This is a genomic window from Butyricicoccus sp. AM32-19 (genome assembly GCF_003480365.1).
Classification (GTDB): Bacteria; Bacillota; Clostridia; order Oscillospirales; family Butyricicoccaceae; genus Agathobaculum; species Agathobaculum butyriciproducens.
Map to the genome: position 1 here is coordinate 14,602 of NZ_QUIX01000013.1, position 22,233 is coordinate 36,834.

22 protein-coding genes are annotated in these 22,233 nt (G+C 55.5%); 13 read left to right on the top strand and 9 right to left on the bottom strand.

The window, feature by feature from the left end; all coding sequences use genetic code 11:
• Positions 1 to 97 precede the first annotated feature (97 nt).
• Genes nusG through rpmG form a run of 3 tightly spaced genes read right to left on the bottom strand, consistent with a single transcriptional unit; the run spans position 98 to position 1,050 of the window.
• Positions 98 to 634: a transcription termination/antitermination protein NusG gene (gene nusG, locus DW806_RS10785; protein WP_110435833.1), complete on the bottom strand. Its 537-nt coding sequence runs from the start codon at positions 632 to 634 to the stop codon at positions 98 to 100.
• Between the two features lie 17 nt (positions 635 to 651).
• Positions 652 to 882, bottom strand: a complete 231-nt coding sequence (gene secE / locus DW806_RS10790; RefSeq protein WP_110435832.1) for a preprotein translocase subunit SecE — start codon at positions 880 to 882, stop codon at positions 652 to 654.
• Positions 883 to 900: 18 nt separating this feature from the next.
• Positions 901 to 1,050 (bottom strand): 50S ribosomal protein L33, encoded by a 150-nt coding sequence (gene rpmG, locus DW806_RS10795; RefSeq protein WP_110435831.1) that lies wholly within the window; start codon positions 1,048 to 1,050, stop codon positions 901 to 903.
• 294 nt (positions 1,051 to 1,344) lie between these two features.
• Here rpmG and ruvX point away from each other — a divergent pair, with 294 nt between their 5' ends.
• Together ruvX and DW806_RS10805 are read left to right on the top strand one after the other, a co-directional pair.
• Positions 1,345 to 1,761: a Holliday junction resolvase RuvX gene (ruvX, locus tag DW806_RS10800; protein ID WP_117491465.1), complete on the top strand. Its 417-nt coding sequence runs from the start codon at positions 1,345 to 1,347 to the stop codon at positions 1,759 to 1,761.
• Positions 1,762 to 1,960: 199 nt separating this feature from the next.
• Entirely contained in the window at positions 1,961 to 3,301 is a 1,341-nt protein-coding gene (locus DW806_RS10805) for a Na+/H+ antiporter family protein (RefSeq protein ID WP_118481006.1), read from the top strand.
• A 419-nt stretch (positions 3,302 to 3,720) separates the two neighbouring features.
• Here DW806_RS10805 and DW806_RS10810 read toward each other — a convergent pair whose 3' ends face one another.
• Complete coding sequence (locus DW806_RS10810) at positions 3,721 to 4,089, bottom strand: hypothetical protein (protein WP_118729944.1); 369 nt, start codon at positions 4,087 to 4,089, stop codon at positions 3,721 to 3,723.
• Positions 4,090 to 4,264: 175 nt separating this feature from the next.
• Here DW806_RS10810 and DW806_RS10815 point away from each other — a divergent pair, with 175 nt between their 5' ends.
• Positions 4,265 to 5,563 carry a sedoheptulokinase gene (locus DW806_RS10815; protein WP_118729945.1) on the top strand — a complete coding sequence of 433 codons (1,299 nt, stop codon included), beginning with the start codon at positions 4,265 to 4,267 and terminating at the stop codon, positions 5,561 to 5,563.
• 137 nt (positions 5,564 to 5,700) lie between these two features.
• Complete coding sequence (locus tag DW806_RS10820) at positions 5,701 to 6,345, top strand: CatA-like O-acetyltransferase (protein WP_118729946.1); 645 nt, start codon at positions 5,701 to 5,703, stop codon at positions 6,343 to 6,345.
• 45 nt (positions 6,346 to 6,390) lie between these two features.
• Here the strand turns inward: DW806_RS10820 and DW806_RS10825 are convergent, their stop codons facing one another.
• The 3 genes from DW806_RS10825 to DW806_RS10835 all read right to left on the bottom strand — a co-directional run bounded on the left by DW806_RS10825 (position 6,391) and on the right by DW806_RS10835 (position 9,634).
• Positions 6,391 to 6,825, bottom strand: a complete 435-nt coding sequence (locus tag DW806_RS10825; protein WP_118729947.1) for a hypothetical protein — start codon at positions 6,823 to 6,825, stop codon at positions 6,391 to 6,393.
• 17 nt (positions 6,826 to 6,842) lie between these two features.
• Entirely contained in the window at positions 6,843 to 7,925 is a 1,083-nt protein-coding gene (locus DW806_RS10830) for a GGDEF domain-containing protein (RefSeq protein WP_118729948.1), read from the bottom strand.
• 203 nt (positions 7,926 to 8,128) lie between these two features.
• Entirely contained in the window at positions 8,129 to 9,634 is a 1,506-nt protein-coding gene (locus DW806_RS10835; RefSeq protein ID WP_118729949.1) for a Y-family DNA polymerase, read from the bottom strand.
• Positions 9,635 to 10,013: 379 nt separating this feature from the next.
• On the opposite strand from DW806_RS10835, the gene yedF reads away from it, so the two are divergent.
• The 9 genes from yedF (at position 10,014) to DW806_RS10880 (ending at position 18,604) form a co-directional block, all read left to right on the top strand.
• The gene (gene yedF / locus DW806_RS10840; protein ID WP_118729950.1) at positions 10,014 to 10,625 is read left to right on the top strand and encodes a sulfurtransferase-like selenium metabolism protein YedF; all 612 of its coding nucleotides are present in this window, start codon (positions 10,014 to 10,016) and stop codon (positions 10,623 to 10,625) included.
• Positions 10,625 to 10,867: a DUF3343 domain-containing protein gene (locus DW806_RS10845; protein WP_118729951.1), complete on the top strand. Its 243-nt coding sequence runs from the start codon at positions 10,625 to 10,627 to the stop codon at positions 10,865 to 10,867. Before yedF ends, DW806_RS10845 begins: the two co-directional genes overlap by 1 nt.
• Before the next feature lie 11 nt (positions 10,868 to 10,878).
• Positions 10,879 to 12,012, top strand: coding sequence for an aminotransferase class V-fold PLP-dependent enzyme (locus DW806_RS10850; RefSeq protein ID WP_118729952.1), 1,134 nt, complete (start codon positions 10,879 to 10,881; stop codon positions 12,010 to 12,012).
• Positions 12,013 to 12,042: 30 nt separating this feature from the next.
• Complete coding sequence (locus tag DW806_RS10855; protein ID WP_118729953.1) at positions 12,043 to 12,603, top strand: alpha/beta hydrolase; 561 nt, start codon at positions 12,043 to 12,045, stop codon at positions 12,601 to 12,603.
• 69 nt (positions 12,604 to 12,672) lie between these two features.
• Entirely contained in the window at positions 12,673 to 14,193 is a 1,521-nt protein-coding gene (locus DW806_RS10860) for an amino acid adenylation domain-containing protein (RefSeq protein ID WP_158578354.1), read from the top strand.
• A complete protein-coding gene (locus tag DW806_RS10865; RefSeq protein WP_118729955.1) occupies positions 14,180 to 14,956 on the top strand; it encodes a GNAT family N-acetyltransferase in 777 nt (258 codons plus the stop codon). Before DW806_RS10860 ends, DW806_RS10865 begins: the two co-directional genes overlap by 14 nt.
• A gap of 14 nt (positions 14,957 to 14,970) precedes the next feature.
• Positions 14,971 to 15,198, top strand: coding sequence for an acyl carrier protein (locus tag DW806_RS10870; RefSeq protein WP_110435814.1), 228 nt, complete (start codon positions 14,971 to 14,973; stop codon positions 15,196 to 15,198).
• The gene (locus DW806_RS10875) at positions 15,198 to 16,739 is read left to right on the top strand and encodes an MBOAT family O-acyltransferase (protein ID WP_118729956.1); all 1,542 of its coding nucleotides are present in this window, start codon (positions 15,198 to 15,200) and stop codon (positions 16,737 to 16,739) included. Before DW806_RS10870 ends, DW806_RS10875 begins: the two co-directional genes overlap by 1 nt.
• Before the next feature lie 11 nt (positions 16,740 to 16,750).
• Positions 16,751 to 18,604: a polysaccharide deacetylase family protein gene (locus tag DW806_RS10880; protein ID WP_118729957.1), complete on the top strand. Its 1,854-nt coding sequence runs from the start codon at positions 16,751 to 16,753 to the stop codon at positions 18,602 to 18,604.
• Between the two features lie 153 nt (positions 18,605 to 18,757).
• Here DW806_RS10880 and aguB read toward each other — a convergent pair whose 3' ends face one another.
• Together aguB and rnr are read right to left on the bottom strand one after the other, a co-directional pair.
• Positions 18,758 to 19,627 (bottom strand): N-carbamoylputrescine amidase, encoded by an 870-nt coding sequence (gene aguB / locus DW806_RS10885; protein ID WP_118729958.1) that lies wholly within the window; start codon positions 19,625 to 19,627, stop codon positions 18,758 to 18,760.
• Positions 19,628 to 19,810: 183 nt separating this feature from the next.
• Positions 19,811 to 22,081 carry a ribonuclease R gene (rnr, locus tag DW806_RS10890; RefSeq protein WP_118729959.1) on the bottom strand — a complete coding sequence of 757 codons (2,271 nt, stop codon included), beginning with the start codon at positions 22,079 to 22,081 and terminating at the stop codon, positions 19,811 to 19,813.
• Between the last annotated feature and the right edge of the window lie 152 nt (positions 22,082 to 22,233).

Below are 22,233 nucleotides of genomic sequence, written 5' to 3' on the forward strand. Positions count from 1 at the left end.
GGTTCCTCCTTCAAAAAATGTGGTGGCTGGCGAGTTCCTAATTGGCACGGAACTCTCCCACTTGCCGTAAATGCGGAAATCTATCTTCCGCTCATTGTCACTCGTCGAGAGTTTCAACCTGATCGAGCTCAAGCTCGACAGGGGTTTCGCGGCCGAACATGGAAACGGTTACGTTTACCTTGTTCTTATCCGGCTCAACCGACGATACAACGCCGATAAAGCCTGCCAGCGCGCCGTCGATAACGCGAACACTGTCGCCTGCGGCGTAGTTTACCTCGATCTCGCGCTTTTCCACGCCCATTGCGATGATCTCTTCCTCAGTCAGCGGAATCGGCTTGGAGCCGCCGGACTTGTCCTGACCCAGAAAACCGGTGCAGCCGCGCGTATTGCGAACCAGATACCAGGTTTCATCGGTCATGATCATCTTAACGAGCACGTAGCCCGGGTACAGCTTGCGCTCTACCTCGCGGCTTTTGCCGTCCTTTACCTCAACGACCTTCTCGGTCGGGATGTTGACGGCTTGGATCAGGTCATGCAGCTTGCGGTTTTCGACCGCTTTTTCGATCGAAGAGGCTACCTTGTTTTCGTAGCCGGAGTACGTATGAACAACGTACCATTTTGCAGCGTCTGACATTGTTGCCTCCTTTTAAGTTAGGCGGCGAAATGTTTAAGCAGCGTCTGGACACCAAGACCGAATACGATGTCAAGCACCCAGATGAAAATACCGATGATGACTACGCAGGCGATAACGACCAGCGTGTTGTTCGTCGTCTGCTCACGGGTGGGCCAGACGATCTTACGGCATTCGCTCTTCAATTCGCGGAACCACTTGCCGATACGAGCAAAGAGACCGGGCTTTTTCGCTTTGGTTTCTTCAGCCATTAAGCTACTTCCTTTCCCTTACTTCGTTTCGCGGTGAAGCGTGTGCTTCCGGCAGAAACGGCAGTACTTGTTCATTTCCAGACGATCCGGATCATTCTTCTTGTTCTTCATTGTGTCATAGTTTCTCTGCTTGCACTCGGTGCAGGCCAGCGTGATCTTTACGCGCATAGATAACGGCACCTCCTTTTAATATCTCGCTTCGTTTCCGTATCCCTGTGACACGGCTTGAAGCTAATTGCCTCCCTCTGTCAGCGTTCCGACGTCAACTTTTCAGACACACGAAAAATAGGCGCAAAAAAAGAACCTGCATAGGTGTTTTTAGTATAGCATGTGAGGGATTTGCGGTCAAGCATTTTTTCTGAAAAAGTGCTGATTATTTTCGTTTTTTATGGTATACTCAGGGTAATCACACGGGCAGAAAACACCGATTTGAAAAACTGCCCAAGAAACAGGAGTATGACTATGCGTATTTTGGGCATTGATTACGGAGACGCCCGCACCGGCCTTTCGATCTCCGATCCTTCCGGCTTTCTGGCCGGCTCGCCGAGCGTGATCCACGAATGGAATTACGCCAAGCTGGTGGACAAGCTGGCGGCATTCATTCAGGAAAACAAGATTGAGGAGATCGTCCTCGGCCACCCGAAGAACATGGACGGCACAGTTGGCCCTCGTGCCGAGAAGTGCGAGACTCTGGCGAAGGAGCTGGAGGAACGCACCGGACTGCACGTTGTGCTGTGGGACGAGCGCCGCACGACGGTCGCCGCACACGAAATCCTGCACCGCAGCGGCAAAAAAGAGAAAAAGCACCGTCAGAACGTCGATGCAGTCGCGGCAACGCTTATCCTGCAGGGCTATCTGGATTTTAAGCGCCGCCAGTGATTTCCGGTATATCTATTTATATAGTATCCTTTTTCGGCACCTGTTCCCCGCAGGTGCCGTTTGCTTTTCCAATAACTTCTTTCGATAAGAAACATTTCTTGACGGTTTGGCTTTTTTCTGCTACAATAAGAAAAACTTCAATACTTTACCGTGTGCAAGTCCCGCTGCATGCGGTTTTTGTTTCTAAGGAGAATGATACATGTCTATTCTTTTCAGCCTGCTCACAAACCCGGTCACGATATCCGTACTGGTGCTCTGTGTTCTGTGCCTGACCGGTTTGAATGTGCTGCTGTCCATGCTCATCGCGTGCATCATCGGCGGCGTGGCCGGCGGTATCCCGCTGCTGAACGCGCCCGAGGGCACGCAGACCGTTATGCAGCTGCTGACCGGCGGCTTTGCCAGCAACGCCACGACTGCGCTGGCGTACATCCTGCTCGGCACGTTTGCCACCTGCATCGCCACGACCGGTCTGGCCGACATTCTGTCGAAAAAGCTGTCGCGCCTGCTCGGCGGACACAAACTGGCGCTCATTGGTGTGCTGACGCTCGTTGCCTGCCTGTCGCAGAACCTCATTCCGGTGCATATCGCATACATCCCGATTCTCGTGCCGCCGCTGCTCCGCATGATGAACCGTATGCGGCTTGACCGGCGTGCCGTTGCGTGTGCGCTGGCGTTCGGCCATAAAGCGCCGTATATCACCATTCCGTTTGGTTTCGGATTGATTTTTCAACGCGTTATCGCGGATAATCTGAGTGAAAACGGTCTTTCTGTAACGGTCAAGGACGTTACCGCCGCCAACTGGAGTATTGGCGTTGCCATGCTGATCGGTTTGTTCATCGCCGTGTTTGTCCTGTACCGCAAGCCGCGTGACTACCACGACATTGAAGCAGACACCTCCGCTGCCGAGGTAATTTCGGAAAAGCTCGAGTATCGCCATTATGTCATGCTTGCCGCCGCGATTGTTGTCGCAGTCGTGCAGGTTATCAGTCAGGATCTGGCGCTTTCCGCGCTGTGCGGCCTGATCATCATCATCGCGTTCCGCGCTATCAAATGGAGTGACATTGACGAGCAGATCGAGGGCGGTATCCGTCTGATGGGTCAGATTGCCATCATTATGCTGGTGGCAGGCGGCTACGCCTCGGTCATCAAGGCCACCGGCGGCATTGACGCGCTCGTAAACGCCGGTATTTCCGCCGTAGGCGGCAGCAAGGTTGTCGCTGCGATTGTCATTACGCTCATCGGCCTGTTGGTGACGATGGGCATCGGCACCTCGTTCGGCACTGTGCCCGTGCTCGCTGTGCTGTTCGTGCCGATGTGCAGCTCGCTTGGGTTCTCCACTCCGGCTACCATCCTGCTCATTTCGGCCGCCGCTGCCCTCGGTGATGCAGGCTCGCCCGCATCCGATACCACGCTCGGCCCAACCTCCGGTCTCAACGCCGACGGTCAGCACGATCATATCCGCGATACCTGCATCCCAACGTTTATCGCGTTTAATATTCCGATTATGATCTGCGCGATTTTGATGTCGCAGGTGCTGTAAAACAGCACCCCTGCAAACACCCCTGCAATAATAATTAAGGTTTAAGGCGCGACGATGAAAAACGCTCGAGATTACTCGAGCGTTTCAGTCTGTCGATAAAGTCAATCTATCGTTTTTACTTTTCGTGCGGCAGCACGCATAAAATAGAATTTACACAGCAAATTCATAATTCCCGGGGGCATGGTCCAGACCACCCTCTCTTGCCGCTATGCGGCAATTCACCTTGTGTACCTCGGGAATTATACAAGGGACGAAAAATTGTGCCCGTAGGGCGCGGCTTTTCGTCGAGATTCGATTGAAAGCGTAGTTTCAATCGAGAGGATGCTCGAAAAACGGAGTTTTTCGACAGCCTCAAACGCTCGAGATTACTCGAGCGTTTTATTTTTTATCCACAGCAATGTGGATAACTCGGTGGAAAGCTACTCCATCTTTCCATCCAGAATTTCCGCAATATCGTCAATCAGCTGTTCCCAGTCATCCTCGGTGCCCTCGGTCTGCAGAAATCCGGTGCCCATATCGTTGACAAAGGCGTGTCCGATGTCGATATAACTGTCGTAATCCGGCTCATGATAGCCGTATTCCGTGCCGAGCAGCACGATTTCGTCGCATTCATCGCCCTGCAGGTGCGCCATCGCTACATTGAGAAAGCCGTTTTCCGCCATGCTGTCATCATCGTCCGGCGCCGCCCATGCACGCTCCCAGTATTCATCCTCGTCCTCGTTGAACAGGCCATCCTTGTAATAGTCCAGCCCACGCCGAATGCTCTGCTTGAGAAAATTTCGGTCCATGTTGTTCGCTCCCCTTTTCTCTGTTTTGCGACTTTATTATAGCATGTGCAACTCGTTTTTCAAGTCGGTAAATTATCCACAAACTTGTGGACAAATTTGTGCGCAATTTCTTTTCATACACGCTCCGCTGTGCTATACTGCTGACAGAACCATCAGGCGAACCGAGGGACCCAGCATGAAAACATTAGGCATTGACATCGGCACCACAACAATCAGCGCGGCTGTGCTCGAGGACGAGCAGTTCCTCGCCAGCGAAACGCGGGCAAACAGTGCCTTTATTCCGTCTGCGCTGGCGTGCGCACGCGAGCAAGACGTGGAAAAGATCACGCAAACCGCACTATCTGTCGTGCAAATGCTGTTTGAACGCTATCCGGATATTCATTCCATCGGCGTAACTGGGCAAATGCACGGCATTCTGTATGTGGATGCGGACGGTAATGCCGTCAGTCCGCTGTACACCTGGCAGGACGCACGCGGCAGCCTGCCGCACAGCAAAACCGAAAGCTGGGTGCAGTATCTCACGCGCGTGACCGGATACCTTGCCGCGGCAGGCTATGGTCTGGTAACGCACGCGTACAACCTTGCCGCCGGACTTGTGCCGCCCGCCGCCGTCACCTGCTGCACCATCGGTGACTACCTTGCCATGCGGCTGTGCGGATTGGCTGCGCCGCGCATGGATGCCAGCAACGCCGCAAGCATCGGCTTCTTCGACGCGGAACGCTGTGCTTTCGACCAAAACGCTCTGCAAAAAGCCGGTATCGCCCCGAGCTTTGTCCCGCAGCTTGCTGCTGAACCGGTAATCGGGTACTTCCGGAATGCGGCTGTCTGTGCCGCCATCGGTGACAATCAAGCCAGCTTTCTGCGCTCGGTGCGCGACAAAACCGCTGAAATGCTCGTGAATGTCGGCACCGGCAGTCAGTTTTCCGTGTTTACGCCGCACTATCTGCAGGCAGACGGCTTAGAGACCCGTCCCATGCCGGGCGGCGGCTATCTTCTGGCCGGTGCTTCGCTGTGCGGCGGACGCGCTTACGCGCTGCTCGAGCAGTTTTTCCGCTCCACCGCGTCCATGCTCGGCACGGAAGTGCACAGCTGCTACGACGCAATGGCGCGTCTGCTGGATGAAAATCCGCGTCCGGATGATGTGCCTGCCATCTGCACCCTGTTTGAAGGCACGCGTGCGGACAGCAGCCTGACCGGCAGTATTTCCGGTCTTACAACGCATAATTTCACGCCTTTACACCTGATTTACGGCGTGATGGACGGCATGGCCGACGAGCTGCACCGCATGTACACCGCATATCGGCAGGCCGGCGGTACGCCGAAAAGGCTGATCGGCTCGGGCAACGGTCTGCGGCAGAACCGGTATCTGCAGCAGCGCTTTGAGACTGCCTTCGGCTGTCCGCTCACGCTGTCCGATGGCCGTGAGGAAGCTGCCGCAGGCGCGGCACAGTTCGCTGCGGAGCAGCAGATTTGACAGCAGCAAGATTATTGAACAAGTCGTATCATCAATATTTTGAATTTCGCGCGTTAGTGCGCATGAATAGCATTTGCTTTGCAAATGCCAAAAAAGTCAGGGCGTGTATCTGCAGGGTTCGGAAAGGATGGAACGCTATGCAAGCCTTCAAAAAAGTCGATATGGAAAGCTGGCCTCGCCGTGAGCACTACCGCTACTATACCGAGGCTCTCAAGGTTGAATTCAATATGACGGCGCCGGTGGATGTGCAAAACCTGCTCCGTTTCTGTCATGCACACGGCTGTAAATTCTACGCAGCGGCGATTTACTGCGTCACCAAGGCGCTGGGCCGCATCGAGAACTTCCGCATGTTCAAAAACGCGGACGGCGAACTCTGTGTCTGGGATAAAATCGTGCCGAATTTCACGTTCTTTCATCCGGATGACTGCACATTTTCCGACTGCTGGACGGACTTTTCCGAGGATTTCCCCACGTTTTACAACGCCATTACCGCAGATATGCAGACCTACAAGGATGTCAAGGGCATCAAGACCAAGCCGAACCAGCCTGCGAATTTCTACTGCGTATCCTGTACGCCGTGGACGGCGTTTACCGGCTGCGGCAGCCGCGTCGCGGACGGACAGCCTGCATACTTCCCCATCGTTGTCATGGGAAGGTATGAAAAATGCGGCGGCAAGGTCAATATGCCGGTCAATATCACCATCGCACATGCGGTAGCAGATGGATACCACGCAGGCCTGTTCTTCCGGTATCTGCAGGAAGAACTCGATTCCTTGCGCTAACTATACAAAAATCCACGCTCTTCTTTGTGAAGAGCGTGGATTTTCTTATTCATTCTGTCCAAATATTGCCCCGTCCAGCATCAGCACATCCTCCATCGGAATCACCGTGCCGTCTGTCAGGGTCAGCCGCCGCGCGAATTCATCCGCCTTTTTGACCACACCGGAAACTGTGCGGTATGCACCGCCGGATTTGCGTTCATCCGGCACAAAATAGGTGATCTCCACCTCGGGTTCTGTATCGAGCACGGAAAGCAGCAGCCGATACCGCTCGTTAAGTGCGGTCAGCATGGTCTCGTCCAGCTCGATTTTACGGTCGGTCAGCCGCGCTGTCTCACGGATAACACCGGCATATCCGGTCAGCGCCGCAAACGGTGAAAACTGCGCCGCACGGTCGCTTATGGGCATCTGCGGACGGGTTGAGGAGACATGATGCGGCAGATTCATAATCCCGGCGTATTTTCGATTGTCTATTACGGACATGCTTCACCTGCTTTCTTCTATTGCGTTTCGTCCAGAAAAATCCACAGCAGCTCATGTACGTCTGCGGAACTCCGGTCGGCCATGGTGATTTTGAGATGTACCCGGCTGCCGTCCCGTATCTGATAGGTCATCTTCAGCGAACCATGCGCCGCAATCTGCTCCTCTATATAGCTGTAATCCAGCAGCTTTGCAAATTCGTCATGATACTCCGGGTGGACCAGTTCGCGGCAGTACTCACGCACGGAAGACATAAACGCATGATGATTATTCTCCAGCATGGTCTTAAAATATGACGGAACATAGATATACCGACAGGTATCCTGCTTGATATTGACCATGTACACTCCCCTGTAAAGCGGTGCGATCGCCTGCAGAAAACGGGTGACATCCCGCTTTTTGATGAGCAGCTGCTTCAGCTTATCGTCGATGATACGCATTTGACGGATACCGCCGTTATTGCGGTAAAACTCCATTTTGTCATGCCGCATGGCCGTTTCAGCCTGATTGACCGTCTCGTTCAGCGTCTGTCTGTCCGTGCTCTCAGATACGCCGACCGAGACCTCATACCCCATCTCACGGATTGTGCCGCAGAACGCCGCAAGGCTTTCTGCAAGCTCCTCCGGCTGACGCGCCGGACACAGCAGGACAAACTCGTCACCGCCAATACGATACGCGCAGTCATCCGGGAAATACTTTCGAATCCCGTCCGCAATCGAGCACAGCATGTGGTCTCCGGCCTCATGTCCCAAGTGGTTGTTGATCTCATGCAGGCCGACGGCATCCATATAAATGCAGGTCAGCCGCGCATAATTCGCCAGCTGAAAGACCTTGAGGTCGTGCTCGTACTTGCAGCGCGTGTACAAATGGGTCAGCACATCATGATTATAGTAGTCCTCGGAATGGTCGGCTGTATGGTGCGACAGCTGCAGTTCCTCTTCACCGAGCACGATGGGCTGACCGTTCTCACCGTTCTTGAGTGAAAGCGTGATTTCCATATTTTCATCCAGAATCATATCATCCGGATATCGTTTTTCCAAATATTCCGCTACCAGACGCAGGACATTTCCGGCGTGATAGCCTTTTTCGCAGATAATTTTCATTAGCTTCTCCGTATGCAGCTGCCTTGCGGCTTCGCAATCCTTCCAGAAAAGATATATTTCCCATATTATTATGAATATATTATATTTCCTTTGATTGCCATATACAAGGATGACTGCCTGAAATGTCGAATTTTCGACACAGAACGTCCGTGAAGAGGCAGAATCAGGCAATATATTTACATTGCCTTAGCATGTTTTTCCGATTATGCGTTATGCCCGCCGATTTTTCCGTTTCGCTCGATGGCAGTCGCGCCTTTCTCGAGGTTCATGCCCTTAAGCAGCGCGTTTTTGCCGTATTTGCCCTTGATGGCAAGCGCCGCCTGCTGCAGCTTTCGCTCCCGCTCGAGTGCGGTCTGCTCTGCCCTCCGGCGCTCCTGCTCGGCAGCATAGTCGGTAAACAGGTCAAGCTGCTCACACCGAGCCGGCTGGGGCGCGTCAGATTCCGGAAGGATGTGATCTGCCACCAGATACATGCGCCGGATGAGCAGATTCGGGTCGATAATACGGTCGAACAGCGTGGTCGCTGCGTCCATGAGCTTTCGCGTAGACGAGGTCAGTTCTCCGAGACTCTGCGTGCCGTGTGCAGATTTTGGAAGCGTGCGCCCGTAGCGATCGGTCTCGGTCTTGCCGTGGTAGTTAATCCGCCGTGCCGGATCGTTCAGGTTATCAATATCGTATCCGACGGTCAGCACAAGCCGGTCGGTGACAAAGCCCTTGCTCACCAGATCGAGTACCAGCTGATCCGCCATTTCGCGGACAACCAGACGTGCCTTGTCCGCTGTATACGGACACGCGAGCACCTGCCCGGTGCTGATGCTGTTGGTGCTCGGCTTGTAGGCTTTGATATCTGCGACCGTGCACGGCTCCCATCCCCACGCATGGTCGATGAGCAGCTCCGCGTTTTTGCCGAACAACTTATACAGCAGATCCTCGCTTTTCTCCGAGCACAGCGCGATATCGCCCATGGTGCACATGCCGTACTGCTCGAGCTTTTTCGCGGTGCCGCGTCCCACGCGCCAGAAATCAGTGAGCGGCTGATGTGACCACAGTTCATGCCGGAATCTGCGCTCGTCCAGCTCGGCGATACGCACGCCGTCGCGGTCGGCGGGAACGTGCTTAGCAACAATATCCATCGCCACCTTGCAAAGAAACAGGTTGGTGCCGATGCCTGCTGTGGCCGTGATGCCGGTGGTGTTCAGCACATCGAGAATGATTTTCCGTGCCAGCTCACGCGCGGTCAGGCCGTAGGTCTGAAGATAGCCGGTCACGTCCATGAACACCTCGTCGATCGAGTACACAACCATGTCCTCCGGTGCGACATATTTCATATAAATGGCATAAATCCGGCTGCTGTACGCCATATAATTCGCCATATGCGGCGGTGCGATGATGAAATTCATCGCAAGAGACGGGTTTTCCCGCAGTTCCGCAGCAGAGTAAGACGCGCCGGTGAATGTATGCCCGGGCGCACGGCGCTGCCGCTCGGCATTGACCTGCTTAACGCGCTGACGTACCTCAAACAGCCGTCCGCGGCCGGAAATGCCGTAGCTTTTCAGCGACGGCGTGACTGCCAGACAGATGGTCTTGTCCGTGCGGGTCTCGTCCGCGACAACAAGGTGCGTGTCGAGCGGATCGAGGTCACGCTCCCGGCACTCCACGGAGGCATAAAAGGATTTCAGGTCGATGGCAAGGTAGGTGTGGGATCGCATGGTTATGCCTCCTTTCTGCGTGTCAGTCAATCAGATAACGATTTTGTATCAGATATCGGATATTCGGGTTATCCATAGATAATGTTCCGGTAACACAGTTCAAATAAGCAAGTAATATCTGTAAATGTGTTCTATATAAGGTTACGAATAGATAATTATCATTTAAGGCAATACCGCATAATTGAACAAAAGCGATTTGCGAATAAATTTTGCGTACTTTTGTAAAATACATTATAATTTTACCCTTTTTAAGAGAGCACCGTCAAGAAAAACCGTCCTCTCATCCCAGTATTCCACAATCCTATGGATAAATTATGGTTTTCAGTGATTTATTGTGCTATACTATCCACAGAACATCCCCAAAAGGAGGAACTTTATTATGGTACAAGTGAATGCGCTCGGTGACGCATGTCCGATTCCGGTCATCAAAACGCTGCACGCGCTGCAGGATTTGAAAGGTGCGGGCACGGTTCAGACGCTGGTAGATAACGAAATTGCGGTGCAGAACCTGACCCGCCTTGCGGAGAGCAAGGGCTGCTCGATCACGACCGAAAAACGCTCGGACAAGGAATTCTGCGTGACGATCACGACTGAAAATTCCATCGGCAAGGCAGAAGCCGATGAGCAGATTGCCTGCACCGTACCGGCGGCGCAGAAAAAGACGGTCGTTGTCATTTCCGCCGACCATATGGGCGATGGCGATGAGGAGCTGGGCCGCATTCTCATCAAGGGCTTTATTTTTGCGCTCACCCAGCAGGAGCACCTGCCGAGCACGATTCTGTTCTACAACGGCGGCGCACGCCTGACCTGCGAAGACTCGGCATCGCTCGAGGATCTGAAAAACCTGGCATCGCTCGGTGTGGAGATTCTGACCTGCGGTACCTGTCTCAACCACTATGGCCTGACCGACAAGCTGGCAGTTGGTGACGTGACCAACATGTATGTCATCACAGAGAAGCAGATGCAGGCCGACCTCATTCTGCGCCCGTGATGCGGCGCAAACGGCCGTTTGCGGTCATCGCGTTCGCGTCCACCGAGCAGGCACTCGCGGCAGAAGCCATGTTCACGCAGCGCGGTCTGCCCGGACGTATGATCCCGATTCCCTCTCAGGTGAGCGCAGGCTGCGGACTGGCATGGAAGGCCGAAACAAGTGAGGAACAGGTGCTCCTCGACACTCTGCATGAAACCGGCATCGGATTCGAGACACATGCTCTCGTCGAACTGTTCGACTGACGGAGGAAATCATGATTTATCTGGATAACGCAGCGACCACGCTGCACAAGCCGCCTGAAGTCGCAGAGGCGGTCAAAAACGCCATTCTTACCGCAGGAAATGCATCGCGCGGCGCACACGGCGTGTCGCTTTCCGCGTCACGCATGGTGTTCGAAACGCGGAGCAAGCTGGCGAAGCTGTTCGGCTGTCCGCGTGCGGACCATGTTGTGTTCACCGCGAACTCCACCGAGGCGCTGAATATTGCACTCTACGGTCTGTTTTCGTCCGGTGATCACGTCATTTCGACTGATTTGGAACACAATTCCGTGCTCCGTCCGCTGTATGATCTGCAGATGCGCGGCGTATCGGTAGATTTTGTACCGGCGGACCGTCAGGGCAATATCCGCTATGAGGATATGGAAACGCTCTTTCGACCGGAAACCAAGGCCGTTGTCTGCACGCATGCATCCAATCTGACCGGAAACCTGCTCGATATCGCCAAAATCGGTACAATGGCGCACGAACACGGTGCCCTTCTGGTTGTCGATGCATCGCAGACGGCAGGCGCGGTGCCAATCAACATGCAGCGCATGAACATTGACGTGCTCTGCTTCACCGGCCACAAGGGCCTGATGGGTCCGCAGGGAACCGGCGGTCTGTGCATCCGACCGGGCGTAGAGCTTCGGCCGCTGCTCCGCGGCGGCACCGGCATTCACTCCTACGACCGCGAACAGCCGCAGGCGTATCCTGCACGGCTCGAGGCGGGCACGCTCAATACGCACGGCATCGCCGGACTGCATGCCGCGCTGAAATTTATCGAAAAAGCCGATGTTTCGGCTATTGGAGCACACGAACGCGCACTCATGCGGCGGTTTTACGACGGTGTGAAGGGCATTGACGGCGTGACCGTCTACGGCAATTTCTCCCGGCCGGAACGCGCAGCTGTCGTGGCACTTAACATCCGCGATTATGACTCCGCCGAGGTCGCGGACGCGCTGTTTGCCGATTATGACATCGCCACACGCGCCGGTGCACACTGTGCGCCGCGCATGCACGAGGCGCTCGGCACCGTGCAGCAGGGCGCGGTTCGCTTCAGCTTTTCGTATTTTAACACGGAAAATGAGGTCGATACCGCAATTGCCGCCGTGCGGGAGCTGGCGGAGTAATCCTGCATTTTCCCCAAAGGAGCCTTACCTATGAGCAACCAGCTTGCCGTGCTGTTCCCCGGCATCGGCTACCATATCGACAAACCGCTGCTGTATTACAGCGCAAAACTTGCACGCGCACGCGGCTGTTACCTGCTCGCGGTGCAGTATCCCGCTCTGCCGACCGGTTTAAGAGGTCACACCGAAAAAATCGAACAAGCTGTGCAGACCGCGCTTTCTGCCGCAGAGGAACAGCTTACCGCCATCGACTGGACCGCTTACGACCGCGTTTTCTTCCTCTCGAAAAGCATCGGCACTGCGATTGCCGCACGCTACGCCGTCCGGCAGGGCATTCATCCGCGGCAGGTGTACTACACACCGATTGAGCAAGCCCTGCCCTATCTCGACCCGACCGGCATTGCCTTTCACGGCACCGCCGATCCGTGGGCGGATACCGAGATAATCACGGACGGCTGCCGGAAAATCGGCATTCCGCTCTATCTGACCGAAAACGCCAACCACTCAATGGAAACCGGCGACGTTCTGCGGGATATTACCGTTCTGCATACCATCCTGCAGCAGACTGCAGAATGGATGGATTCTCCGGCGTGACCGCCGTTTTCCGTTTACTTTTTCCGCCCTCTATGATAAAATAGACTATCATAATGAGGAAGTATGTCTATGAGAAAAAATGTACTCGAATATTTGGAATCCTCTGCCCGAATGCACGCGGACAAGCCTGCGTTCTGCGATGAGAACCGCGTGTTCACCTTCGGCGAGCTGCTGAAGGCCGCACAGGGTCTGGGCACCCACCTTGCCAAAACCGTCGATACGCTGCACAAGCCGGTCGCGGTTTTGATCGGCCGCACGGCCGAAAGCGTTGCCGCGATGCAGGGTGTGCTGTATGCGGGCGGCTGTTACGTTCCGATCGACGACCACATGCCGGAAGCGCGTATCCGCCGTATTTTCGAGCAGGTCCATCCTGTTGCCATCGTCTACGCCGAGGGCAACCGCAGGCAGGCTGAGCCGCTTGCCGACTGTGCCCCGCTCATCTCGATGGACGAGGGCTTTGCAGCACCGGCTGACGCAAACCTGCTGCAGTCCATCCGTGAGAGCGTACTGGATATCGACCCGGTTTACCTGCTGTTCACCTCGGGTTCGACCGGTGCGCCGAAGGGAATCGTCATTCCGCACCGTGCGGTCATCGACTTCACCGACTGGATGAGCGAGTTCTGCGGCTACACCGAGCATGATATTTTCGGCAATCAGGCGCCGTTTTACTTTGATCTTTCGTGCAAGGATCTGTACCAGACCCTTTCGCTCGGTGCAACCTGCCATATTTTCTCGAAAAAGCTGTTTACCTTCCCGATGCTGCTGCTCAAGGAGATGGAGCGTGTCGGCGTGACCGCCATCAACTGGGCGACCAGCGCGTTCCACTTTGTGGCAAGCTCGGGTGCACTGAGCAAGTGCGCGCCGCCCACGCTGCGCAAAGCCGCTCTCGGCGGTGAAGCGCTGCAGGCGCGCTATGTGAACGCGTGGAAGGCCGCGATTCCGGGTCTCGAGGTTGTCAATATGTACGGACCGACCGAGACCACCGTGGACTGTGCCGCATTCCATCTCACCCGCGACTACCGCGACGATGAAGCCATTCCGATCGGCAAAGCCTGCCGCAACATGCAGATTATACTGCTCGACAAGGACGGCAAGCCCGTTCCGGACGGCGAGGCCGGCGAGATCTGCGTGCGCGGCAGCGGACTGGCCAGCGGCTACTTCGGCAACTGGGAAAAGACGAACGAATGCTTCATCCAAAACCCGACAAACCCGTATTTCCGCGATATTCTGTACCGCACAGGCGATATTGCCGTCAAGAAGGACGACGGTCTGCTGTATTTCCTGTCGCGGCAGGACGGACAGATCAAGCACATGGGCTACCGCATCGAGCTTGGCGAAATCGAGACCGCGCTGCACAGCGTGGACGGCATCGCGGCCGCAGCCTGCCTGTTTGACCGCAGCCGCGACCGCATCCTCTGCATCTACGAGGGCGAGCCGGACGCCGCGGCACTCGCGCGTGCCATGCGCAGGCTGGTGCCCAAGTATATGCTGCCCAACATCTACGAAAAGCTGGACGCACTGCCGATGAACGCCAACGGCAAGATCGACCGTGTCAAGCTGAAGGAGCAATTTATCCATGCGGAAGATTGAGAATTTCGCACAGATTTCCGATCTGCTGAACGCACAGCTCAAGCGCGGTGTCCTCACCAACAACTTTCTGCGCGGTGAGGACTACACGCGCGAAATCGCAAACGGACTGTACATCCACGAGGCAGACGGCGCACTGCTGCTGTTCCGCGAACGCGGCGACCACCTTGTGATGACGTTTTATCTGCACCCGAACGCGGTGCTTTCCCTGCCGGAGACGGACAGACCGGTTGTGACCGAGCTGTCCTGCCGCGCGAAAGACGCGGAGGTCATGGCTAATGCCGCCGAGCAGTTCTGTGCCCTCGGTTTTCGTCAGGTGCTGCGCCGCACGCGGCGCACCCGCAAACCGGAAGCATTTCCGGCGGAAACAACCGCAGTTCCTGCAAAGCCGGAGGATTTCGAGGATGTTTCCCACTTTTTAAGTGAGCACTTCTCCGCTCTCACCGGCTGTCTGCCGACTGCGGACGATCTGCGTGAAAACCTCGCAACCGGCCACACCGTTATCACCCGGGACGAACAGGGCGTTTCCGGCGTGCTGCATTTTGCGGTTTCCCGCGTCTCGACCGAGATTCGGCACCTTGCCGTGCGTGCGGACTGCCGCGGACGCGGACTTGCATGTGAACTGCTCACCGCCTACCTGAATGTGACAGACGGCGCAAAAAGTCAGGTATGGGCGCGGACCGGCAATGCTCCGGCCGAGCATTTTTACGAACAACACGGCTACCGGCCCGACGGATGGACTTCCGCCGTGCTGCAATATAATTAAAGGAGAAATCGACCATGAGAGAAAAAATTATCGAAATTCTGAATGAGATCTGCCCCGGCAACGACTTTGAGAACGAAACTGCCATCATCGACGACGGCATCATCGATTCCCTCGACATCGTAGCCGTTATTTCCGAGCTGATGGAGGAGTTTGACGTTCAGCTGGGTGTCAACGACCTGACGCCGGAGAACTTCAACTCGGTTGACGCCATCGTTGAACTGATCGAGAACGCGCAGGACTAATGGCTTTTACTTCCGCTTCATTTATCGTACTTACCATTGCGAGCGTGCTGCTCTACTACATCGTGCCGAAAAAGGCACAGTGGTGCATCCTGCTGCTGGCGAGTGCGGCGTTTTACATGGCCGGCTCGGTCAAGGCGTTTGCGTGGGTGGTTCTGGTGGCCGGAATGACCTGGGTAACCGGACTCATTCTCGGGTGCTATAACGCCATCAAGCCTGCCGACAAGGCGCAAAAGACCCAAATACAGCACAAAAAGAGGCAGATCGCGGTAATTTGCGCGGTCTGCTGTTTTGGCTTGCTCTACGCGATGAAATACTGGAATTTCACGCTCGAGCTGCTGCCGTCCGCGCTCGGCAATCACATTCCCCGATGGGATTTTGTCGTGCCGCTCGGTCTGTCGTTTTTCATTTTCCAGTCCATGAGCTACGTTATTGACGTGTACCGCGGCAAATATGCGCCCGAGCGCAATCCGCTGCGCTACGGTCTGTTCGTATCGTTCTTCCCGCAGATGGTGCAGGGACCGATCAGCCGTTTCGATCAGCTGGCGCCGCAGCTTACCGCAGAGCGCAAGCTGTGCTGGGACGACCTGCAGATCGGCATTCAGCTGGCGCTCTGGGGGTACTTCAAAAAAATCGTCATCGCCGACCGCGCGGCTGTTCTGGTAAACAACGTCATCATGGAGAACTGTCCCTACGGCGGTGCTGTCATTGCGCTCGGTATTCTGTTTTACTGCATTCAGCTGTACTGCGATTTTTCCGGCGGCATCGACATCACACGCGGCGTCGCGCGCATGTTCGGCATCGATATGACACTCAACTTCCGCCGACCGCTGTTTTCCACCTCGCTCACCGACTACTGGCGCCGCTGGCACATCACACTCGGTGCGTGGATGCGCGACTATGTGTTCTATCCTCTGGCGTTTTCCAAGCCGTTCGGCAAGCTCGGCAAGTGGGCGCGCAAGCATTTCAAGGGCATGATGGGCAAGATCTGTGCCACCTCGACCGCTACGTTTATCGTGTATTTGATCATCGGCATCTGGCACGGCGCCAACTTCCGCTACATTGCGTTCGGCCTGTGGAACGGTATCCTCATTACCGCTTCCCTGCTGATGGAGCGCCGCTTCCTTTCGTGGAAGGAAAAGCTGCACATCAACGACAAATCGACCGGCTGGCGCATCTTTATGACCGTCCGCACGTTCGGACTGGTGTTTATCGGCCGTTATTTCACCCGCGCACCGCGTCTCAAAACTGTATTCACGCTGCTCGGCACAACCGTGCTGCATCCGCATTTCAGTGAGTTTTCGTCGGTTGTGCCGACGCTTGGATTGAGTATTTCCGACTTTATCATCATTTTTGTCGGCATTCTCATCGTCCACGGTGTGGAGTTCTTTGAGGAACGCGGCACCGATGTGCAGGCGTGGCTCAACGAGCGCCCGGCGCTCGTGCAGCTGACCGTGCTAACCGTTTCGCTCGTGGTCCTGCTGCTGTTCGGCATTTTCCGTGCCGGATACATCTCGTCCGAGTTCATCTACAAGCAATTTTAAGGAGGCAGAACATGAACGCAAAAAAATGGGTGCTTTCTCTGCCCGTTATCGCGCTGATTCTGGCCGTTCTGCTGGCCGGATTCAACTACGTCACCGACCCGTTCGGCGCATTCGGTGACCGATTTATGCAGTGGTTTTCGTATGACGAGACCAACAATCCGCGTGCGGCGAAGATCTCCTATCTCGAGCAGCACCATGACGAGTACGACTCGTATTTTCTCGGCTGCTCGTCCACCAGCTCGCTGCCGACCGAGTCGTTTAACGAGATGCTGAACGCCAGATTCTACAACATGATCATGTACGGCGCGGATATGAAGGACTGCGAAAAGATTGCAAACTACCTGATCGACAACTACACGGTCAAAAATCTGGTGCTGAATGTGTATCTGGACAACGGACTGACCTACGATGATGAGTCCAACAAGCTGACCCATAGTCTGCACTACAAAACCGACCCGGATATGTCCGCGCTGTCGTATTACTCGCGGTTTCTCCCCGCGGACCCGCGATACGGCTATCAGAAGCTGGTGAATAAGAGCAAGGACACGCTCATGCCGCAGTCGTTCGACGTATTCGACGAGCAGACCGGTGCGTATGACAAGCGCGTGCGTGATGTGGAGCCGATCGGCTCTACCGCGGATTATCTGAACGCCTATCCGGTATTCACCAATTATCCCAACCACGAGCCGTTGCACCTGTACAAGACCGAAGCCTGCATGCAGTCGGTGGCCGCAATCCGCAAGGTTTGTGAGGAAAACGGCGTCAATCTGATTGTGCTGACCGCTCCGGTGTACACCGACTATTACAAGAACTTTTACGACGAGGATATCACGAATTTCTACGAATCTCTTGCCAAAGTGACCGATTACTGGGATTTTTCGTCCTCGTCTGTCAGCAGCGAGCCGCGCTTCTTCTACGACAGCACGCACTTCCGTAACAACATTGGCGAGATGATGGCAACCCGCATTGCCGAGAAGGAGTATCCCGACTTTACGCCTGCTATCACCGCAATTCCATCGGATTTCGGCACTTATGTGACCTCTGACACGCCGCATGACTATTTCACGCAGCGTCCTGCACCGCGCACGGACGACGACACCGCCGTTCAGGTTCCGGTGCTAACGTGGCACCAGCTGACCGAGGAGGTGAGCGGCTCAGCTACCATTTCGCCGGAGACGTTCCGCAAACAGATTCAGGCGCTTTCCGATGCCGGCTGCAACACGATTTCGCTCGAGGAATTGCGTGATTACGTCTACAACGGTACGCCGCTGCCCGAAAAGCCGATTGTTCTCACGTTTGACGACGGCTATCTGAGCAACTACGAGGACGCATTCCCTGTCCTCAAGGAATACAACATGAAGGCGACCATTTTCGCCATCGGCGTTTCCATCGGCAAGGACACCTACAAGGATACCGACCACGCCATGACACCGCACTTCGGCGCGGCTGAAATGCAGGAAATGGTGGATTCCGGCCTGATTTCCATCCAGAGCCACACCTATGATATGCACCAGTGGCCGCCGTTCGAGGACGGAAACGACCGTGTTCGGGAAACACTCGCGCAGCTGCCCGGCGAAAGCGATGCGGACTATGAAGCCGCTGTCAGGGCTGACATCCAGCAGAGCCAGCAGGCCATCGAGCCGCTCACCGGTGAGAAGGTCAACGCGCTGTCCTATCCGGAAGGCGCATACGGCACGCTGACGATGGATGCGCTGCGCAGTCAGGGCATCGAGCTGACGTTCACCACCCAGCCGGGCGTGAATGCGGTCGTACAGGGTTTGCCGCAGACGCTGTACAGCATGCACCGCATTACCATGACGGAAGACACCAACATGGATGAATCCCTGGCGGAACTCGCAAAATAATATCTATGATATAGAAAACGCAGACTGAGAATATTCTCAGTCTGCGTTTTTTGTGAATAGAATTTTCCATTATCCATTCCGACTCGCTAAGAGCCGCCCTGTGGGCGGTTACTCGCCGGACGCCCACTGCGGTGGGTGTCTCAATTTTCCATTTTATAAACCGTAGCCGCGCATTGCACCATACATTTCCGGTCTCCGGTCGCGGTAGACACCCCACAAACGGCGCATCTCACAGATTTCATCCAAATCGAACGTATGCGTCAGCACGCCTGCGTTTTCGCGGTCAGCCTGCTCGACAAGCGCGCCGGTCTCATCCGCGATAAAGGACGAGCCGTAAAACGTCAGCGAGGACGACTGGTTCTGGTTATCCTCAGTCGGCTTTACGGTCTCGGTGCCGATGCGGTTTGCAGCGATCAGCGGCATAATATTCGCCGCCGCGTGACCCTGCATGCAGCGCCGCCAGTGCGGCATGGAATCGCAGTCGAGAATCGGCTCGGAGCCGATAGCCGTCGGGTAGAACAGCAGCTCGGCGCCCTGCAGCGCCATGCAGCGCGCGGACTCCGGGAACCACTGGTCCCAGCAGATACCGACGCCGATTTTCGCATAAGCCGTATCCCAGACCTTGAATCCGGTATTTCCGGGCGTAAAATAGAACTTTTCCTGATAGAAATGGTCATCCGGAATGTGGGTCTTACGGTACTGACCCATGATCGTGCCGTCCGCGTCAATGACAGCCACCGTGTTGAACGTGGTCTCGCCGACCCGCTCGTAGTAGCTGACCGGAATGACGACCTTGAAATCACGAGCAATAGTCTGCATCTCGCGGACCGCCGGATTTTCCTCGAGCGTTGTCGCTAAATGGTAATTTTCATAGCTTTTTTCCTGACAGAAATACCAGTTTTCAAACAGTTCGGGCAGCAAAATGATCTGCGCACCCTGAGATGCCGCTTCACGAACCTTCTCGCAGGCTTCATCCAGACCATAGGTCATCTGAATCGCAGCAACGGTTACTTTATTGGACATAAAAGATTCTCTCCTTTATAGCGGCAACACCACACAATTAAAGCTGCGGTGCTTTGCGGAAATTTTGTGCTCTGCTGTCGTTGCGATTTCACGGTAATACACAAAGTATTACCGCAAAACCGCGCCTAAGCAGAACGCAAAATTTGCTCGCAAATCACTCTTGTTCAATTATGCGGTATTGCCTTATCTTCTCTTGCGCGTGGGCGGTTTTTTGCCCTTGCCGGGCTTGCCGCCGCGCCCCTTGCCGCTGTGGCGGCGGCGCTCCGCGCGATTGCCTCTCGGTGCACGGTCGGTGTCCTCACGGCGCGGACGATCCAGCTTTTCCGAAACCGGAAGCGAGCCGTCTGCCGGTGCAAAGTCGATCTGACCGGTGGTGTCGCTTGCGGCAAGCAGCTTAACACGCATCGGCGTGCCGATTGTAAACCGCTTGCCGGTGTGGCGGCCGACCATCGCCATGCGCTCCTCGTCATACTGGTAGAAGTCGCCGGTCATCAGCTCGGCTCGAATCAGACCCTCACAGCCGTTTTCCAACGCAACGAACACGCCGAACGACTGCACGCCGGAAACCTCCGCGTCAAATTCCTCACCGATAAACTGCTGCATGTAGGACGCGATATACAGCTTGTCGATGTCGCGTTCGCAGTTGTCGGCAGCCTGCTCACGATTGGTGGACTGGTCCGCGGCTTCCTCGCACATAGTTTCGTCTGCCGCGGTAAATTCTTCACCGAGCAGCGCCTTCTGCAGCATACGGTGCGCTACCAGATCGGGATAACGGCGGATTGGCGAGGTAAAGTGCATGTAGAACTTTGCCTTCAGGCCGTAATGGCCGATGCACTCATCCGCGTAGCGGGCACGCGCCAGCGAGCGCAGCAGAAGCGTCGGCAGCACGCGCTGCTTCGGGTCGTTCTTTGCGCCGCGCAGCACGGTCTGGAACTGCGCCGTATCCTCCGGCTTGGACGGGTCGATGCGGTAGCCGAACGGACGCGCAAACGACGCAAACACGCGCAGCTTGTCCGGATCGGGATTCTCGTGCACACGGTAGACGGTCGGCAGCTCGCGCTTGCACATATACTCGGCAACCGCTTCGTTGGCCTGCAGCATGAATTCCTCAATCAGCTTTTCACTCTCGCCGCGTTCACGGAACCGGATTTCAACCGGCTTGCCGTTCTCGTCCACGCGGATTTCCGCCTCCGGAATGTCCAGCTCGAGTGCGCCGCGCTCAATGCGGCGCTTATACAGCGCGTGCGCCAGATTGTTCATCGTCTCGGCAGTCTCGACCAGAAAGGCGTATTCCTCGCGCAGCCCCTTGTCCCCCGCGAGGATTTTGTTGACCTTGTTGTAGGTCATGCGGGCCTTGGAGCAGATGACCGACTTGGCAAATTTCGCACCATACCGACGGCCGTCCTTATCGACCTCCATCAGCGCGGAGAACGCCAGACGGTCCACCTTCGGGTTGAGCGAGCAGATGCCGTTGGACAGCGCGAACGGCAGCATCGGCACAACGTGTCCCGGGAAATAAACCGACGTGCCGCGGCGGAACGCCTCGGCGTCAAGCGGCGAATCCGGCGTGACGTAATGGCTCACGTCCGCGATGTGTACGCCGAGCAGATAGTGTCCGTTTTCCAGCTTTTCGAGTGAAACCGCGTCGTCAAAGTCCTTCGCGTCATCGCCGTCGATGGTAAAGATCAGCTTGTCACGCAGGTCAAGCCGCTTGCCGGCGGTGCCCATATCGACCTCCTGTGGAATGGCAAGGGCCTGCTCGAGCACCTCGTTCGGGAATACATCGTACACGCCATTTTCGTGCAGAACAGCCGCGATAGCGGCCTCCATCGTACCGCTTTCGCCCAAATCCGCGCGGACAACGCCCTGCGGCATAAACTGCTCATCGCCGTAGTGCGAGATCGAAACAGCCACGCAGTCACCAACGGCGGCTTCGCCGAGGTCATGCTTGTCCACCGCAATCTCCGGATACTTTTTCGAGGTCGGCTGCACGAAAAATGCCTTGCCGCGCTGCACGAGTTCGCCGGTCAGCTCCTTGCCGGCGCGTCCCAGCACGCGAATAACGGTTGCTTCCTTGCGGCCGCGGTTGTTCTTGCGCTCACTCACCTTGACGAGCACGCGGTCGCCGTGCCACGCACCGCCGGACGCATTCGGCGGGATGAACAGATCATCCGGCTTGGCTTCGCCCTCCGGATAATCCGGCGCGACAAACGCGAATGCCCGCTCGGTAGCCAGATAGGTTCCGGCCGCACAGCCGTAGTGCGCGGAGACCGCAAAGCGGTTTTTCTTATTTTTCATCACCCTGCCGTCCGCAATGAGCGCGTCCAGCGCGTTTTTGAGATTGTTTTTGCCTGCATTCGGCAGCTCGCGCCGGATGTCCTCAATGCGGCATGGGTGCACCAGAATTTCCAACAGTCTGGATTCCAATTCGGTGTCTGCTTCTTTATTTTTCATGTTCGCCCCTCCAATCTTCGGCTTCTGGCGAAAAATCAATGCACTATTTCATTGTTATTATACCATTCTCAAATCTTATTGAAAAGCCAAAACCAAGTAAACCCATCACCATCCGCAAATTTGTACAGAATGTGACGAACAACATGAATTGA

Coding starts and splice junctions, on each gene's coding strand:
- nusG (WP_110435833.1), bottom strand. CDS start 634: ATGTCAGACGCTGCAAAATGGTACGTTGTTCATACGTACTCCGGCTAC.
- secE (WP_110435832.1), bottom strand. CDS start 882: ATGGCTGAAGAAACCAAAGCGAAAAAGCCCGGTCTCTTTGCTCGTATC.
- rpmG (WP_110435831.1), bottom strand. CDS start 1,050: ATGCGCGTAAAGATCACGCTGGCCTGCACCGAGTGCAAGCAGAGAAAC.
- ruvX (WP_117491465.1), top strand. CDS start 1,345: ATGCGTATTTTGGGCATTGATTACGGAGACGCCCGCACCGGCCTTTCG.
- DW806_RS10805 (WP_118481006.1), top strand. CDS start 1,961: ATGTCTATTCTTTTCAGCCTGCTCACAAACCCGGTCACGATATCCGTA.
- DW806_RS10810 (WP_118729944.1), bottom strand. CDS start 4,089: ATGGACCGAAATTTTCTCAAGCAGAGCATTCGGCGTGGGCTGGACTAT.
- DW806_RS10815 (WP_118729945.1), top strand. CDS start 4,265: ATGAAAACATTAGGCATTGACATCGGCACCACAACAATCAGCGCGGCT.
- DW806_RS10820 (WP_118729946.1), top strand. CDS start 5,701: ATGCAAGCCTTCAAAAAAGTCGATATGGAAAGCTGGCCTCGCCGTGAG.
- DW806_RS10825 (WP_118729947.1), bottom strand. CDS start 6,825: ATGTCCGTAATAGACAATCGAAAATACGCCGGGATTATGAATCTGCCG.
- DW806_RS10830 (WP_118729948.1), bottom strand. CDS start 7,925: ATGAAAATTATCTGCGAAAAAGGCTATCACGCCGGAAATGTCCTGCGT.
- DW806_RS10835 (WP_118729949.1), bottom strand. CDS start 9,634: ATGCGATCCCACACCTACCTTGCCATCGACCTGAAATCCTTTTATGCC.
- yedF (WP_118729950.1), top strand. CDS start 10,014: ATGGTACAAGTGAATGCGCTCGGTGACGCATGTCCGATTCCGGTCATC.
- DW806_RS10845 (WP_118729951.1), top strand. CDS start 10,625: ATGCGGCGCAAACGGCCGTTTGCGGTCATCGCGTTCGCGTCCACCGAG.
- DW806_RS10850 (WP_118729952.1), top strand. CDS start 10,879: ATGATTTATCTGGATAACGCAGCGACCACGCTGCACAAGCCGCCTGAA.
- DW806_RS10855 (WP_118729953.1), top strand. CDS start 12,043: ATGAGCAACCAGCTTGCCGTGCTGTTCCCCGGCATCGGCTACCATATC.
- DW806_RS10860 (WP_158578354.1), top strand. CDS start 12,673: ATGAGAAAAAATGTACTCGAATATTTGGAATCCTCTGCCCGAATGCAC.
- DW806_RS10865 (WP_118729955.1), top strand. CDS start 14,180: ATGCGGAAGATTGAGAATTTCGCACAGATTTCCGATCTGCTGAACGCA.
- DW806_RS10870 (WP_110435814.1), top strand. CDS start 14,971: ATGAGAGAAAAAATTATCGAAATTCTGAATGAGATCTGCCCCGGCAAC.
- DW806_RS10875 (WP_118729956.1), top strand. CDS start 15,198: ATGGCTTTTACTTCCGCTTCATTTATCGTACTTACCATTGCGAGCGTG.
- DW806_RS10880 (WP_118729957.1), top strand. CDS start 16,751: ATGAACGCAAAAAAATGGGTGCTTTCTCTGCCCGTTATCGCGCTGATT.
- aguB (WP_118729958.1), bottom strand. CDS start 19,627: ATGTCCAATAAAGTAACCGTTGCTGCGATTCAGATGACCTATGGTCTG.
- rnr (WP_118729959.1), bottom strand. CDS start 22,081: ATGAAAAATAAAGAAGCAGACACCGAATTGGAATCCAGACTGTTGGAA.